Annotated in this window: 13 protein-coding genes; 6 read left to right on the forward strand and 7 right to left on the reverse strand. The window is 61.1% G+C overall.

Annotated features, from left to right (window positions below):
- Positions 1–18 precede the first annotated feature (18 nt).
- Positions 19–606: an ATP-dependent Clp protease proteolytic subunit gene (locus NCHU2750_RS11985; protein WP_245480403.1), complete on the reverse strand. Its 588-nt coding sequence runs from the start codon at positions 604–606 to the stop codon at positions 19–21.
- Between the two features lie 220 nt (positions 607–826).
- Between NCHU2750_RS11985 and NCHU2750_RS11990 the strand changes: the two genes are divergently transcribed.
- A complete protein-coding gene (locus NCHU2750_RS11990; RefSeq protein ID WP_119940710.1) occupies positions 827–1,411 on the forward strand; it encodes a HupE/UreJ family protein in 585 nt (194 codons plus the stop codon).
- A 111-nt stretch (positions 1,412–1,522) separates the two neighbouring features.
- Positions 1,523–2,353 carry a DUF2076 domain-containing protein gene (locus tag NCHU2750_RS11995; protein ID WP_119940711.1) on the forward strand — a complete coding sequence of 277 codons (831 nt, stop codon included), beginning with the start codon at positions 1,523–1,525 and terminating at the stop codon, positions 2,351–2,353.
- Positions 2,354–2,603: 250 nt separating this feature from the next.
- Here the strand turns inward: NCHU2750_RS11995 and queF are convergent, their stop codons facing one another.
- Complete coding sequence (gene queF / locus NCHU2750_RS12000) at positions 2,604–3,068, reverse strand: preQ(1) synthase (RefSeq protein WP_119940712.1); 465 nt, start codon at positions 3,066–3,068, stop codon at positions 2,604–2,606.
- A complete protein-coding gene (locus NCHU2750_RS12005; protein WP_245480404.1) occupies positions 3,065–3,934 on the reverse strand; it encodes a cation diffusion facilitator family transporter in 870 nt (289 codons plus the stop codon). The genes queF and NCHU2750_RS12005 overlap by 4 nt, the downstream gene beginning before the upstream one ends.
- A 392-nt stretch (positions 3,935–4,326) precedes the next feature.
- On the opposite strand from NCHU2750_RS12005, the gene NCHU2750_RS12010 reads away from it, so the two are divergent.
- On the forward strand, positions 4,327–4,818 hold the full coding sequence (locus NCHU2750_RS12010) for a MarR family winged helix-turn-helix transcriptional regulator (protein WP_119940713.1): 492 nt from the start codon (positions 4,327–4,329) through the stop codon (positions 4,816–4,818).
- The gene (locus NCHU2750_RS12015) at positions 4,815–5,498 is read left to right on the forward strand and encodes a GNAT family N-acetyltransferase (protein ID WP_119940714.1); all 684 of its coding nucleotides are present in this window, start codon (positions 4,815–4,817) and stop codon (positions 5,496–5,498) included. Before NCHU2750_RS12010 ends, NCHU2750_RS12015 begins: the two co-directional genes overlap by 4 nt.
- Before the next feature lie 322 nt (positions 5,499–5,820).
- Here the strand turns inward: NCHU2750_RS12015 and NCHU2750_RS12020 are convergent, their stop codons facing one another.
- Positions 5,821–8,010: an anthranilate synthase gene (locus tag NCHU2750_RS12020; RefSeq protein ID WP_119940715.1), complete on the reverse strand. Its 2,190-nt coding sequence runs from the start codon at positions 8,008–8,010 to the stop codon at positions 5,821–5,823.
- Between the two features lie 401 nt (positions 8,011–8,411).
- Here NCHU2750_RS12020 and NCHU2750_RS12025 point away from each other — a divergent pair, with 401 nt between their 5' ends.
- On the forward strand, positions 8,412–9,866 hold the full coding sequence (locus NCHU2750_RS12025) for an extensin family protein (protein ID WP_245480231.1): 1,455 nt from the start codon (positions 8,412–8,414) through the stop codon (positions 9,864–9,866).
- Between the two features lie 10 nt (positions 9,867–9,876).
- On the opposite strand, the gene NCHU2750_RS12030 is transcribed toward NCHU2750_RS12025, so the two are convergent.
- The 3 genes from NCHU2750_RS12030 to NCHU2750_RS12040 form a co-directional block, all read right to left on the reverse strand.
- A complete protein-coding gene (locus NCHU2750_RS12030) occupies positions 9,877–10,191 on the reverse strand; it encodes a hypothetical protein (protein ID WP_119940716.1) in 315 nt (104 codons plus the stop codon).
- Between the two features lie 146 nt (positions 10,192–10,337).
- Positions 10,338–12,017 (reverse strand): formate--tetrahydrofolate ligase, encoded by a 1,680-nt coding sequence (locus NCHU2750_RS12035; RefSeq protein ID WP_119940717.1) that lies wholly within the window; start codon positions 12,015–12,017, stop codon positions 10,338–10,340.
- A 177-nt stretch (positions 12,018–12,194) separates the two neighbouring features.
- A complete protein-coding gene (locus NCHU2750_RS12040; RefSeq protein WP_119940718.1) occupies positions 12,195–14,444 on the reverse strand; it encodes a TonB-dependent hemoglobin/transferrin/lactoferrin family receptor in 2,250 nt (749 codons plus the stop codon).
- Between the two features lie 289 nt (positions 14,445–14,733).
- On the opposite strand from NCHU2750_RS12040, the gene NCHU2750_RS12045 reads away from it, so the two are divergent.
- Positions 14,734–15,267 (forward strand): TIGR00645 family protein, encoded by a 534-nt coding sequence (locus NCHU2750_RS12045; RefSeq protein ID WP_119940719.1) that lies wholly within the window; start codon positions 14,734–14,736, stop codon positions 15,265–15,267.
- Positions 15,268–15,277: the final 10 nt, after the last annotated feature.

The following is a 15,277-nucleotide window of genomic DNA, read 5'->3' on the forward strand; positions in this document are numbered from 1 at the left end:
TGCGTCAGTCTCGAGCGATCAGATTTCGCTCTGCGACGTCACGATCCGCGAAACCAGACCGTATCCGACGGCATCCTCGGCGGACAGCCAGTAGTCGCGGTCGATATCCTTGGCGATCTTCTCTTCCGTCTGGCCGGTGGCCTTGGAGAAGATCTTGATCAGCCGCTCGTTCATCTTGACGATTTCGCGTGCCTGGATCTCGATATCGGATGCCATGCCGCGGGTGCCGCCGGACGGCTGGTGGATCAGGAAGCGGGTGTTCGGCAGCGCGATACGGCGTTCCTTCGGAGCAGCCGCATAGATCAACGCGCCAGCCGAGGCGACCCAGCCGGTACCGATCATCCAGACCTTCGGCTTGATGAACTTGATCATGTCGTGAATGGAATCGCCGGATTCGACATGGCCGCCGGGAGAATTCACGTAGATGCGAATGTCGTCGTCGCTTGCGGCAGACAGAGCCACCAGCTGCGTGTTCACCTTCTGGGCCAGTTCCTGGGTGATCGGGCCATAGATGAAGATCGAACGCGACTTGAAAAGGTTCGCCTCCGTTTCCTTGCCGAGCGGCAGTTCCTTGCTCTTGTCGTCGTTGTCGTCTTCGTCGTTCAGCACAGTCAGCGTCTCCTGCATCAAAGTCATATACGGGACATAATGTGTTCGCGGCCACAAAACAATGGAAAGCGTTTCGAACCTTCAGCCATACACGCCACTAAGGTGAATGACGTAGAAACTGCCGCATCCTGGACGCGCATTTGCCATGGACATCACGGCGCCCGTCGTCATATCTTTTTGGAAATTGTGATTACTCGAATGAAGTAAGGGGGAACCAGTGATCAAACGTCTATCGCTTTCAACTGCCATCTTCGCCGCGGCCGCAGCTCCGGCCTTCGCGCATCTCAATCCCAACGAACACGGCTCCTTCATGGCCGGCTTTTCGCATCCGCTCTTCGGCATGGACCATATCCTGGTCATGGTCGCCGTCGGCCTCTGGGCGTCGCAGCTTGGCCGCGACGGAAAGCGCAGCGCGCTCTGGATCGTGCCGACCTCCTTCGTGCTGACGATGGCCGTAGGCTTTGCTCTGGCACTTTCGGGCGTGGCACTTCCCTTTGTCGAGCCGGGCATCCTCGCCTCGGTGATCGCCCTCGGCCTTCTCGTCGCCATGGCCGTGCGCATGCCGACAGCGATCTGCGCGGCGATCGTCGCCGTTTTCGCCCTTTTGCACAGCCATGCCCATGGCGGTGAACTGGGTTCGGCCGGCGCCTTGCAGTTCGGTGCGGGCTTCGTCATCGCCACTGCCACGCTGCATGCCGCAGGCATTGCGGCCGGCCTCGGCATCTCACGCTTCAGCCCCTATTTCGCCCGCATTCTCGGCGCCATCATCGCGCTGCTCGGCGTTTCCCTCGTCTTTGGCTGAGGTGGAACAGACCTCACCGGATTACCGCAATTTAATGGTCCGGTGATTTGAAAAGCCGCAATTGCCACTTAAGTCCTTGGGCATCCAACATGCCCAAGGAGGCAAAGCAATATGTCACCGGAAGAACGCCAGCTTCTGAATGGACTTTTCGAACGGGTCCGCACCGCTTCCGCCACCCCGCGTGATCGCGATGCCGAAGCGCTGATCGAGGAAGAGATCCGCAAGCAGCCCTATGCCACCTATTACCTTGCCCAGGCAGTCGTGGTGCAGGAAAAGGGCCTTGAGGCGGCATCGAACCGCATTCGCGAACTTGAGGAGCAGATCAGCCAGTTGGAAGCGGCCCAGAACGACCGCCGTCAGCCGGATCAGGGCGGCGGCTTCCTGAGCTCGATTTTCGGCTCGCAGCAGTCCCGCCAGCAGGCGCCCGTGGCCCAGCCTCAGGCTCCTGTCTCCGGCCCCTGGGGTGGCCGCCCCTCCTATGATTCCGGCAGCCGCGGCTATGACGATGGCTATCGCGCGCCGCCTCCGTCGCCGTCCGCCTACCAGCAGCCCGGCCCCTGGAGCGGCGGCAATGGCGGCTATCGCGCGCCTTCGGCCGGCAGCAGCTTTCTGACCGGTGCGCTTGGAACGGCAGCGGGTGTTGCCGGCGGCATGCTGCTCGCCAACTCGCTCTCCGGTCTGTTCAGCAACCATATGGCTTCGGCCGGCCTCGGTAATCCGCTCGCCGGCGCCAGCGCCTTCGGCGCCTCGGAACAGCCGCCGGTCGAAGAAACGATCGTGAATAATTATTACGGTGACGACGCGATCCGCGAAGCCTCAGATGGCAATGACAACTCGAGCGGAAACGATAACGACGGATGGCAGCAGGCCGATTTCGGAAACGACGATAGCGACTTCGACGCATCAGATTTCGGCGGCAACGACGACAACCTCGATATCTGAACCACAAGAGCATGCCGCCGGAACGCCTGGTCCGGCGGCGCGCTCGCCGCATGATCACTCGTAAGGGTACCGCTCTCCGGATGACGTCCGTTTCACGACGGGAAGCGCAAGTCTCTTCATGTCATTCCCCCAGGTTCACTTGGCAATTGCCAATAAAACCGAAGATACGGCAAACAACATCCCCCGTATAGGGGATGGTTAATAAATGATGAATTCTTTCTGGTGCTTGTATCTTGGCCCGGGACTGCTTTCAGCCACGGCCGCGATAGGTGGGAACACCCTGATCCGGCAACCATACGCCGGCAGGAACGTCTCCCGTCTGCCAGAAGACATCGATCGGAATACCGCCACGCGGATACCAATAGGCGCCGATCCTGAGCCATTTCGGCTGCAGCAGGTCGACCAGCCGCTTGGCGATATAGACCGAGCAATCCTCGTGGAAGGCGCCGTGATTGCGAAATGACGTCAAAAACAGCTTCAATGACTTGGATTCCACCAGCCAGGCATCGGGAATGTAGTCGATGACGATATGGGCGAAGTCCGGCTGCCCGGTCATCGGGCAGAGCGAAGTAAATTCCGGCGCGGTGAAGCGCGTCACGTAATCCATGCCCTGATTGCTGTTGGGCACCCGCTCCATCACCGCCTCTTCCGGGCTGTTGGGCGTTTCGACCTGCTTTCCGAGCTGCGACAGCCCGCTGACATCCGTCATCGTCATATCTCTGTTCCTTCGACTTCTACCTTCTGTCCATGGGCACGCTCGCCTTCGGGCTCCACATGGATCGCCAATGTGGAGCCGGCAATAGCCTCTTTGATCGCATCTTCCAAGCGGTCGCAGATATCATGCGCCTCGCCGACGGTCATCGACGCCGGCACGACGAGGTGGAAATCGATGAAGGCAGCCGCCCCCGCCCGCCGCGACCTGAGGTCATGGACTCCGAGCGCACCGGCGGAATGGGTGGTGATCGCCTCGCGCACCGCAGCCTCCTCGTCCGGCTCCAGCGCCTTGTCCATCAGCCCTGCGACCGAATGCGCGATGACCTTGTAGCCCTGCCACAGGATGTTGATCGCAACCACGATTGCCAGCAGCGGATCGAGTATGCCGTAACCGGTGACGACAGCGAGGATCAGGCCGACGAACACGCCGGCCGACGTCACTACATCAGACATGATATGCTGCCCGTCCGCCGTCAGCGCCGGTGAACGCTGTTCCTTGCCGACACGGATCAGCAGCGTCGCCCAGACTGCGTTGACGACGCCGGCAACCGCATTGACCGCAAGACCCGCCGCAGGCGCCTCCATCACGGAGGGAGAAAACAACGCACCCCAGGCCTCCTGGATGATCAGGATCGCCGCCACCACGATCAGCGCGCCCTCGACCACGGCGGAAATATACTCGGCCTTGTGATGCCCGAACTGGTGATCGTGATCCGCCGGCCGCTGCGCATAGCGGATGACGAAATAGGCGATGAAGGCGGCCGTCACATTGACGAAGGATTCCATTCCGTCCGACAGCAGGGCCACCGAGCCGGTAATCCACCAGGCGAGCATCTTCAGGCCCATCACCCCGATCGATACGGGGATACCCCAGAATGCAAGCCGCTGGACAACGGCCCGGCCCTGATCTCGGCCACGATCCCGACCTTGGTCCCGGCCTTGATTTTGCGCGGTGTTCACCGGTCTATCCTTCCTAAGCAGTGCGCCTCTTGCGGGCGTTCTCAATTGCGTCTGCGAATGACTTGCAGGAGCCATGGCCCAAAACGGCGAAACCGCCGCGGCGAGGCTCTCGCAGCGGCGGTTTCGGATAGCCGCTATATGGCGCAGGAGACCGGTTTTGTCAAAGCGGCAATCGACGCACCGCCGCCATTCCGTCTGCCCCTCCACGCCCGCACCCGTCATCGCGCGACATCCCGCCATCCCCTTGCGGAAAATATATAACAAGTTATATAACGCGATATCGAATATGGAGATATCCATTGCCACAGGACATTGTTCGCGATTTCGGGCTTTTGACACTCGGAAGCCGCTTCAAGCGCATAGGCGAAAGCCTGCAGGCAAACACCCAGCGCATCCTGCAGATGCACGGCCTCGACCTGCAGGGCGCCCAATGCCCCTATCTTGCTGCACTCGACCGAGAGGGGCCGCTGACCGTTGGAGAGATCGCCGAAGCTGTCGGCGTCTCGCAACCGGGCGCCACCCGCGCCATCGGGCAGATGGTCGAGGCGGGGCTGATGGCGATGGCCGTCAGCGACGACGACCAGCGTCGCCGTCTCGTCTCCCTGACCGATGCCGGACGCGACGTCGTCGCCTTTGCCAAGGACAAGGTCTGGCCGGACATCGAAGCCGCGGTGTCCGATCTCTGCCGCGGCTTCGAAGCGGACCTTCTGCGGCAGCTCGCAATCATCGAGGACGGCCTTGCCGAACGTCCTCTGATCCAACGCCTCGGCAAAGATGGAAAATCCCGATGAGCCATATTCTCGACCGCCCTGCCTGGAACGCGCTTGCCACCGTTCATGCCGATTTCGCTGAAGGCTCGCCGCTTGCAAGGCGCTACGACCCGTCGGTCGTGCTGTTTGCAGCACCGGCCGACGACAGCCCGGAAAGCCTCGCGGCTCTCGCCGCACTCCCGTCTTCGGATGAAGACGTGCTGCTGCTGGTCGAGGCGGCACCCGTCGCCCTTCCCCGGACGCTGGAGATCAAGATGGAGGCGGTGCTTGTCCAGATGCTGGCCGAAAAGGCTTTCGAACGGATCGGCGATCCCCGCATCGAGCCCCTGACCGAGGCCGACGCCGAGGAAATGCTCGCCCTCGCAACCTTGACCAAGCCCGGCCCCTTCACCCTCAGGGCCCAGGCGCTCGGCACGTTCTGGGGCATCCGCGTCGATGGCCGCATAGTCGCCATGTGCGGCCAGCGCATGCGCCAGCCGGGCTTTTCCGAACTGAGCGGCCTCTGCGTCCACCCTGATTTCCAGGGCAAGGGATTGGGGAAGCTGATGCTGCGCTTCGTCGCCGGCGAGATCTCGGCCCGCAACGAAGCGGTCTATCTCCACGCCTACGAGACCAACACGGGAGCGATCGCTCTCTATCAGTCCCTCGGCTTCGCCATCCGCGCCGACATGAATTTGAAGGTGGTCAAGCGGGCAGTCTAACGTGTCACGCAGTCGGGGCAATCCCCCTCTGGCCTGCCTGCCATCTCCCCCGCAGACGGCAGGGCAATCGCATATGGGTGAAAGACCCCACCCCACCCTCCCCACAAGGGGGAGGGCTTAACCCAGTCGTGCCGCTGCGACCCAATCGAGGCAGGCGAGTGCCACAGGTCTTCTCCCCCCTCGTGGCTGGGTCCGAAGGACGCCGGCAGGCCAGAAAGGGTTCTTGGCCATCTGCGATTCTCCTCCCCCTTGTGGGGGTCCGAAGGACGGGCGAGACCCACGGCTCGCCCCGGATGGTTGGCATGGGCTTTTCCAGATCGGATCAAGCCGCCTTCGTTTCGCGCTTCCTTGCCAGATGCGCCACGACGTTTTCGATCATCCGCATGCCGGCATCGCCGCCGAGCGTCATGATCGATTCCGGGTGGAACTGCACGGCTGCGATCGGCTCCTTGGCATGTTCGATGCCCATGATCGTGCCGTCCTCGCTTTCCGCCGTGATGATGAAATCCGGATGAAGCGTCTTCGGATCGGCAAAGATCGAATGATAGCGCCCGACCGTCACGTCCTTGGCAAGGCCGGAGAAGACGATGCCGGGCTCCAGCACCCGGATGCGCGACGGCTTGCCGTGCATCGGGATCGCCAGGTGCCTTAGATCACCGCCATAGGCTTCCGCCAGTGCCTGCAGCCCGAGGCAGACGCCGAAGATCGGCAAGTTCTTCGCCCGCGCCGCCTTGATCGTCGCCTTGCAGTCGAAATCCTTCGGATTGCCGGGCCCCGGCGACAGCACGACAAGATCGGGATCGATACGGTCGAACACCTCCTGCGGCACCGGCGTGCGCACCGTCGAGACGGTAGCACCCGTCTGGCGGAAATAGTTGGCAAGCGTGTGGACGAAACTGTCCTCGTGGTCGACCAGCAGGATTTTGACGCCCACGCCGACCTTGGCCACGTCGCGCGACACTTTCCCTGCATTGCCCGCCCGTGCATCGCGGATCGCCGAAATCATCGCCGATGCCTTCAGTTCGGTCTCGGCCTCTTCCTCTTCCGGATTGCTGTCGTTGAGCAGCGTCGCACCGGCGCGCACTTCGGCAATCCCGTCCTTGACGCGGATGGTGCGCAGCGTCAGGCCGGTATTCATGTCACCATTGAAGCCCACCATACCGATCGCCCCGCCATACCATGCGCGCGGGCTGCGCTCATGGCTCTCGATGAAGCGCATCGCCCACAGCTTCGGCGCACCGGTGACGGTGACCGCCCAGGCGTGGGACAGGAAGCCGTCAAACGCGTCCATGTCGGGCCGCAACCGGCCTTCGATATGGTCGACCGTATGGATGAGGCGCGAATACATCTCGATCTGCCGGCGGCCGATCACCTTCACCGACCCCGGCTCGCAGACGCGCGACTTGTCGTTTCGGTCGACATCCGAGCACATGGTCAGCTCGGACTCGTCCTTCTTCGAATTCAAGAGCTTGAGGATCTGTTCCGAATCCGAGATCGCATCCTCGCCGCGCTTGATCGTGCCGGAAATCGGGCAGGTTTCGATGCGCCGGCCCGACACGCGCACGAACATTTCCGGCGAAGCGCCGACCAGATATTCCTGATGGCCGAGATTGATGAAGAACGAATAGGGCGACGGGTTGATCGCCTTCAGCCGGTTGGAAATCTCCGAAGGCTTCGAGTCACAGCGCTCCATGAATTTCTGGCCGGGCACCACTTCGAACAGGTCGCCGCGGCGGAAACTTTCCTTCGCTTCGGTGACGAGCTTGGCATATTCGCCCGGCTTATGGTCGCCCTTCGGCGGGGTCACCGTCGTGCGCTGGAACGGATCGGGCGCGATGTCGTCGGACTTGCCTTCCGTCGTCACGCCGCCCTTTTCGAAATCATAGCGGTCGATCCAGGCCTTGGCGGCATGGTGGTCGACAACGAGGATCTCGTCGGGCAGGAACAGAACCATGTCGCGCTGGTCTTCCGGCCGCTGCATCGAAAGCTTGATCGCGTCGAACTGGAAGGCGAGATCGTAACCGAAGGCACCGAACAGGCCGATCGCCGAATCCGCATCGGAATAGAAAAGGTCGACGATCGCTCTGAGCACGGAAAATACCGTCGGCATTTTCGAGCGCTCTTCCTCGGTGAACACCCGGCTCGGCGGGTTGACGGTCAGGTCGAGGCGGCGGGCGCTGCGTTCCCCGAGCGTCAGGTCCTCGACACCGGCAAGCCGGTCGGCGACGAAGGAAAGCAGCACCTCGCCGCGCTCGTTATAGGCTTCGATCCACACCTTGCGGCCGTTGCAGGTAATGCCGAGCGGCGGATCGACGATGGCGGTATCCCAGCGCGTATAGCGGCCCGGATATTCGTAGTTGGAAGAGAAGACGGCGCCGCGCCGCTCGTCCAGCTTGTCGACATAGGTGGAGATCGCCGTGGCGTAATCGGCCGGCCGCCGCTTGCGGCTGACGGTGATCCCGCCCTTGGTCTCGTAGGTCTCCGAACCGTCGTCGTGAATGATCGTCGCCATATGAATGCCCTGCCTCTTCGATCTGGCCTCTGCGGCCCGCTGCAGGCATAAAAGCGATCTGCAGCATTCTGGTTTCTGCCCGGTTCGTCTGCGACCAACAAAAAAGCCGCCTCGGTTCTCGGGCGGCTTGGTCTGGTCTTGTCGATGGACATGACTGGTCAAGGCCGCTTCAGCGTGCCCACCACCAGTTACCGATGTTCATCGAGTTGTTCATGGCGCGAATTGTTAGCGTGGCTCTTGTCTGCGCGCAAGCAAATTTCTGAGGGCCGAAAAAAGCAGCATCCGATGCGACCAAACCCGCCCTTGCCGCGTTGCCCCTCTCGCCGGGTAAGCGTGAAACCACCGCAGACGACTTCTGCGGCCACGCAAGCCCATCTGTGAACGGACAAGGATGAGGCCGGATGAGGTCAGGACGCCAGACGAAACGCCCCCTTTATCTTCTTGCCCTGAGCATGCCGCTGATGCTCGGCGCCGCCCCGCCGCCCATGCTTGGCCCCGTGCGACCGATCCCGCAAATGAAGCCCGCCGATGTGGTCGAGGTCAACGTCCTCGATCGCTTCCTGCAGGATAGCGGCCTGCGCAAGCGCAGCACCCCGTCGAAGAGAACCAGAACCCGCACACCCGCAAACCGCAGCGCCATCCCCGCCGCCCCGCCACTTGCGGCCGTTCCCGTGCCGACACCGAAGCCACAGGACGAGGCTACTGCTGCCTCGCCGGCTCAGCCCGCAGCAGCCCCCCAGACAACAGACCCCGCGCCCGACGCCAAGGTGGAAAAGCAGGCCGCCATGGCTGCGGCAGAGACGGCGGAGAAGCAGAAGGGCCAGGACCGGCAATCGCCCGAAACCTCGCCGGTCAGACCCGACGAAACGAAGACGGCTGAAAACCCTGCCCCGCCCACGGTCGAGCAGCCCGCAACGGCTGTCGAACCTGCACACCCGGCCGAGGTGCCAAAGCCGCAGGCAAAGCCCGAGACGAGCGACACCGCATCCGGCCAGCCAAAGACCGGCGACCACGAAAAGCCCGATACGTCGGCGAACGGCCAGCAACAGCCACCGAAGGACGCCGCGCACAAGGACGAGCCCCGGACAACCGAGAAGTCGACCGACAAGACAACCGACAAGTCGACGGATCCGGGAAAGCAGGAGCCAGCCGATGATGCCGCCGCGCCGGACGGCAAGGGCAAGGCAAACGGAAACGCCAAGGGAGAGGAAAAAGGCCAAGCCGAAGCAGACGGCAACAAGCAGACGGAAGACGAACAGAAAGCCGAGGCCTCGCCGCCGCCTCCCCCGCTGGTCAAGGAAGACCCGGAGGAACTCAAGGCCTGCCTGTCCGACCTTGCCGCCATCGGCGCGAAATTCGAGCCGACCGATCCGATCGACGACGGCCATGGCTGCGGCATCGAGCATCCGATCGACGTCGCGCAGGTTCTGCCCGGTGTCGATCTCGGCGGCGCGACGATGCGCTGCAAGACGGCGCTCACCATGGCCCATTGGCTGAAGGATACCGTGCAGCCGGCCCTGAACATCGCCATGCCCGGCCGCCATATCACCGGCCTCGTGCCGGGTTCGACCTACGAGTGCCGCCTGCGCAACGGCGCCTCGACGGGCAAGATATCGGAGCATGCGCGCGGCAATGCCTATGACGTGGCCGCTTTTAAGCTCGACAATGGCGAGAAGATCGAGATGAAGCCGCGAAACGAGGATTCGACGCTCGAAGGCGCCTTCCAGCGCACCGCCACCGCCGGCGCCTGCCTGCACTTCACCACCGTCCTGTCACCGGGCAGCGATGCCGCGCACGAGACACACCTGCATCTCGACGTGCTCGAGCGCAAGGGCGGCTATCGCTACTGCCGGTAAAGGGCGCGCGTTACTGCTGGGTGATCGTGTAGGACGAACCGTCGCCGGCATCCCCGCTGGACGAACCGTTGGTCTTCATCGGCTTCACGTCCACGACCGGATGGCAGATGCGCACGGTGCGCGCCTGGCCGGTCTGCGTCACCGTCAGAAGCTCGCACTCCTCATTGGCATAGGAAGCGCTTGCCACATGCTGGCGCGACGCCTTGGGCGCCGACGGATAATGCCCGCTGACCATATCGGCGGCCCCGGCCGACACCGAGCCGAGAAACAGTGCGGAGATTGCGGCAGCAGCCGAGAGTGAAAGCATTCGCATTGAAATCGACATCAAAGTCTCCGCAATATCCCGGCGCGTCACGAACCTGTAAGGTGATCCTGCGCGGCATCGCGCCGAAATTCAAGCTCCAGCTTCAACAATGCTTTCCCGCATCTTGACATGCACTGTCAAGCCACGAAAGCAACACTTCGACGGGATCAGAACAGTCCTTCGATCTCGCCCTCGTCATTGAGGAATATCCGCTCGGCAGACGGCGAGCGCGGCAGGCCCGGCATGGTCATGATCTCGCCGGTAATCGCCACGATGAACCCGGCACCGGCAGAGAGACGCACCTCGCGCACATGCACGACATGGCCTTCCGGCGCCCCGCGCAGCGTCGGGTCGGTGGAGAAGGAATATTGCGTCTTGGCGATGCAGACCGGCAGGTTGCCGTAACCCTGCTCTTCCCAGGCCTTCAGCTGGTCGCGCACCGACTTGTCGGCCGTCACTTCGCCGGCATGGTAGATCTTCGAGGCGACAGTCTGGATCTTGTCGAAAAGCGGCGTGTCGTCCGGATAGAGCGGCTGGAAATTCGCCTGCCCGCTATCGGCAAGTTCGACCACCTTATGGGCGAGTTCCTCGATGCCGGCCGAGCCCTGCCCCCAGTGGCGGCAGAGGATCGCATCGGCACCCAGCCGGTCGACATAGTCCTTGATCGCAGCGATCTCGGCATCGGTATCGGAAATGAAATGGTTGATGGCGACGACGACCGGAACGCCGAACTTGCGCACATTGGCGACGTGGCGTCCAAGATTGGCGCAACCGCGCGTCAAGGCCTCGACATTTTCGGCAGACAGGTCTTCCTTCTTCACCCCGCCATTCATCTTCAACGCCCGGATGGTCGCGACGATCACCGCCGCATCCGGCTTCAGGCCAGACTGGCGGCACTTGATGTCGAAGAACTTTTCAGCCCCGAGATCGGCCCCGAAACCGGCTTCGGTGACGACATAATCGCCGAGCTTCAGCGCCGCCTTGGTGGCGATCACCGAATTGCAGCCATGCGCGATATTGGCGAACGGACCACCATGCACGAAAGCCGGATTGTTTTCGAGCGTCTGCACCAGGTTCGGCTGCATCGCATCCTTCAAAAGCACCGCCATCGCCTTGTCGGCCTTGATGTCGCGCGCATAGACCGGCGAGCGGTCGAAACGGTAGCCGATGACGATCTGCCCGAGCCGGCGTTCCAGATCGGCGAGGTTTTCCGCAAGGCAGAGGATCGCCATGACTTCGGAGGCGACCGTGATGTCGAACCCGCCCTCGCGCGGAAAACCGTTCTTGGCGCCACCGAGCGACAGCACGACCTCGCGCAGTGCCCGGTCGTTCATGTCCATCACCCGCCGCCAGGAAACCCGGCGAATATCGATATCGAGTTCGTTGCCCCAATAGACATGATTGTCGATCATCGCCGACAGAAGATTATGCGCCGAGGTGATCGCGTGGAAATCGCCGGTGAAATGGAGGTTGATATCCTCCATCGGCACGACCTGCGCATAACCGCCGCCGGCAGCCCCGCCCTTGACGCCGAAACACGGCCCGAGCGACGGCTCGCGCACGCAGATGACCGCCCTTTTGCCGATCCGGTTCAGCCCGTCGCCGAGACCAACGGTCGTCGTCGTCTTGCCCTCGCCGGCCGGCGTCGGGTTGATCGCGGTGACGAGGATCAGCTTGCCGTTCTTCCGGCCTTCGAGCGAGGCGATGAACTCCGCCCCGATCTTCGCCTTGTCATGGCCATACGGAATGAGATCGTTAGACGAGATCCCGAGCTTTTCGCCGATCGCCGAGATCGGCAGCTTCTTCGCCGCGCGGGCGATCTCGATATCGGATTGTACCATGGCCATGTTTTCCCGTCCGGCGATTATATGAGCATTTCGTTGGCCATGCTTAGCGAAGCAGGCTCCGGCTGTGAATAGCCCGCCGGCCACAAGACCCCGCGATCCAAAGAAAAAGCCCGACGAAAAAGGGGCGGCACGATCGCTCGCACCGCCCCGACTGGAGCCCCCGCCCCCAACTCCTGATCAGAATTTCTGGGTCAGGGAGATTTTGAAGTAGCGACCCGGTTCGGAATAATAATCCGTCGGCTGGTTGGTGCCCGAAGATGAGACGCCCGACGGGTTCACGTTACGAACGCCAACGGCATTCCAATATTTCTTGTCGAAGATATTGTAGATGCCGGCCTGGATACGAAGGCCCTTCGTCTGCGTCGGCTCCCACCAGCCGGTCAGGTTGGCAATGCCATAGCCAGGCGCATCGAACGTGCTTGCATCGTGGTCGTCACGCATGCCGGCCGCAAGGATACCCGTCAGTTCGCTGCCCCAGGTGTCATTGGCATAGCCAAAGCTCACGACCGACTTGAACGGAGCAACCGTGCGGACGAGTTCGTTCGTGTCCGTATCCACGCCGTAGGCATATGCCAAGGAAGCCGTGCCAAAGAAGCCGTTGGCGAAATCCTTGCGCATCTTCGCTTCGACGCCCGTGATCTTCACGTTCGGGATGTTGCGATAGATAAACAACGTCCCATCGCCAAACCCGCCATAACCGGGATAAATGTCCGTCGTCTCGGTCTGCTGCTCGATGAAGTTCTTGTATTTGTTGTAAAATACGGTGAGCTTTCCGCTCAGATCGCCGGACTGATAGCTCGCCCCGGCCTCGAAGCCGTTGCTGGTTTCCGCTTTCAGATCAGGATTGCCGACAACCGCATAACCATAGCCGACATTCGAGAAGTTCAGATACATTTCGTTCATCGTCGGCGCGCGATAGGCCATCGACCACTGCGCGAACAACTGAACTTCAGGCGTCAGATCGTAGGTAGCAAGCAGTTTAGGAGAGAACCGCGAACCATTGCTGCCCTTTGGCAAGCCGAATGTCTCATAACCGCTATTGCTTGAGACCGAACCGTCTGGATCGTAGTCATAGGCATCGAAACGGATACCCGGCGTCAACTTGAAGCCGCTGTTACCGAAACTGATTTCGTCTTCGGCATAAAGACCAAGCTGCTTTCCGGTCACATCCGGCATGTCGGACTGTGAAGCCGAATCGACGCCGGCAGTGTTGGCGTAGAGATATTCGTTGAAATAATTCAGCGAACCTGCACCGCCGAAGCGAATAGTGTGGTCCAAATTACCACTCTTGAAGTTGGACTCAGCGCCGCCCACAATACCGTAGGAATTTTCCTGCATCGTGTCTTTGCGGATATACGTGCTGCCATCGGCCTTCTCATCACCCGACCGTGATTCCTGTCCAAGCCGCTGCCAGTACAGGGAAACGTTGGCGCGATCGATCAGAGAATCGTCCGAAGTGGATTCGTAGTTGTAATCGAGCGATACGCGGTCACGCTCCTGATTGTCATTGGCATGGAACTCGTAAGGCATATAGGTGCCCCAAAGCGTCTTCATGTCGGTATCGGTTTTCGAGAGATACCGCTCTGCCGTGATGCCGATGCGATTGCCCCCTTCAAGATCTTGGCGCAGCTTGAACATCACATTGTCCTGCTTCACGTCGGCCGGGTTCGGCTCGGTCCGGGCAGAGCCGAAAGAACTGTTATCGCCCTTATTGTCCCGCTCATGCCCATACTTGTAAGAGCCTTGGAACAGGACTGACGTATTCTGGATCTTCTTTGCGACGGCGACCGAGCCCCCGACACTCTTGTCCTCGCTGTCATAGGTCGCCTTGGCGATGCCGCCCCAATTCTTGTCAGGCCCGATGAGATCCTCGGGCTCAAGCGTATGCAGCGACAGAGCACCGCCCAGCGCACCGGAACCGATGCGGCTTGAATCTGCACCTCGGATCACGTCGGCACTGGAAAGAGCGGAGAAGTCGAAGGCCGAAGACGTACTTTCGAGGCTGGTCGTACCCGTTCCTTCGCGAGCATAGTTCTCGAAATAGGGGATCGGAATGTTGTCGACCATTGTGACGACACGTGGCCCACCGAGGCCACGGATGAACAGCCCCCCCTGCTGGCCTGGCTTGGTAGCGATGTAATCAACACCCGGCTCCGTCGTGTTGCCGAGGTCCTGCAGGCTGGTGATATCCTTCTTCGCAATATCGTCCGCTGTCGTCGAGCTGGCGAGCGGGTTGGCTGCCGCGGGATCACCGGCCTTCACCCTTTTGCCCTTCAACACGATCGGCTTGAGGTTCTGATCGCTCGCCGCCTGCTGACCTGCCGCCTGTTGGGTCGTGGCCTGCTGTGCAGTAACGTCGGTGGCAAGACCGACGAGAGCCAGCGCGGTGCATGTCAGGAGAAGTGATCGTGAGTGGCGGGTGCCCATGGGTATCCTTTTCGGCACGCGCAGACATACGCCGTGAGGGTTCACGGCGGCGCGCAGCGGCCCGTTTTCAAATGTGGCGACAATATGGCGAGAGGCGTTTTATTGCCTTGTTCATGCCATTAAAAAACATGACTCTCGTTGTCAATTATTAAAACATGACTCCCGTCATCATGTTTGTGTGAGTATCGGCAAGTGATTAAAATGCAACAAGTCTGGCAACTTTCGGTATTGCCCGGCCTGTATTCGCCCGTCTATGTGAGCGCATACTGATCAAGCTGGAGCACATCTGATGAAATCGCTGGAATTGCTGGTCGAGAAGATCATTCTGTCGAGCCGATGGATATTGGTGGCCTTCTACCTTGGTCTTGTCGCGGCTCTTGCCCTCTACGCCCTGTCGTTTGCCGCCAAATTCTGGAAGGTGGCCAAGGACGTCTTCACGCTGGGCGAATCGGACATGATCCTCGCCATGCTCGGCCTCATCGATGCAGCCCTCGTCGCCAGCCTGATCGTCATGGTGATGATTTCCGGCTACGAGAATTTCGTCAGCCGCTTCGACGAGACGGAAGCGGACGTCTCCTTCCTCGGCAAGCTCGATGCAGGCAGCCTGAAGATCAAGGTCGCATCGTCGATCGTCGCCATCTCGTCGATCCACCTTCTGCAGATCTTCCTCAACGCCAACCAGTACACTGACCAGCAGTTGATGTGGTATACGATCATCCACCTCACCTTCGTCGTCTCCGCCGTCATGCTCGGCTGGCTGGAGCGGATCATGGCCGCCACCAAGGCCGACAAGCACGAAGCAAAGCATGAGGCACATCTATAAGTCCCGGCCC

The organism is Neorhizobium sp. NCHU2750 (assembly GCF_003597675.1).
Lineage (GTDB): Bacteria > Pseudomonadota > Alphaproteobacteria > Rhizobiales > Rhizobiaceae > Neorhizobium.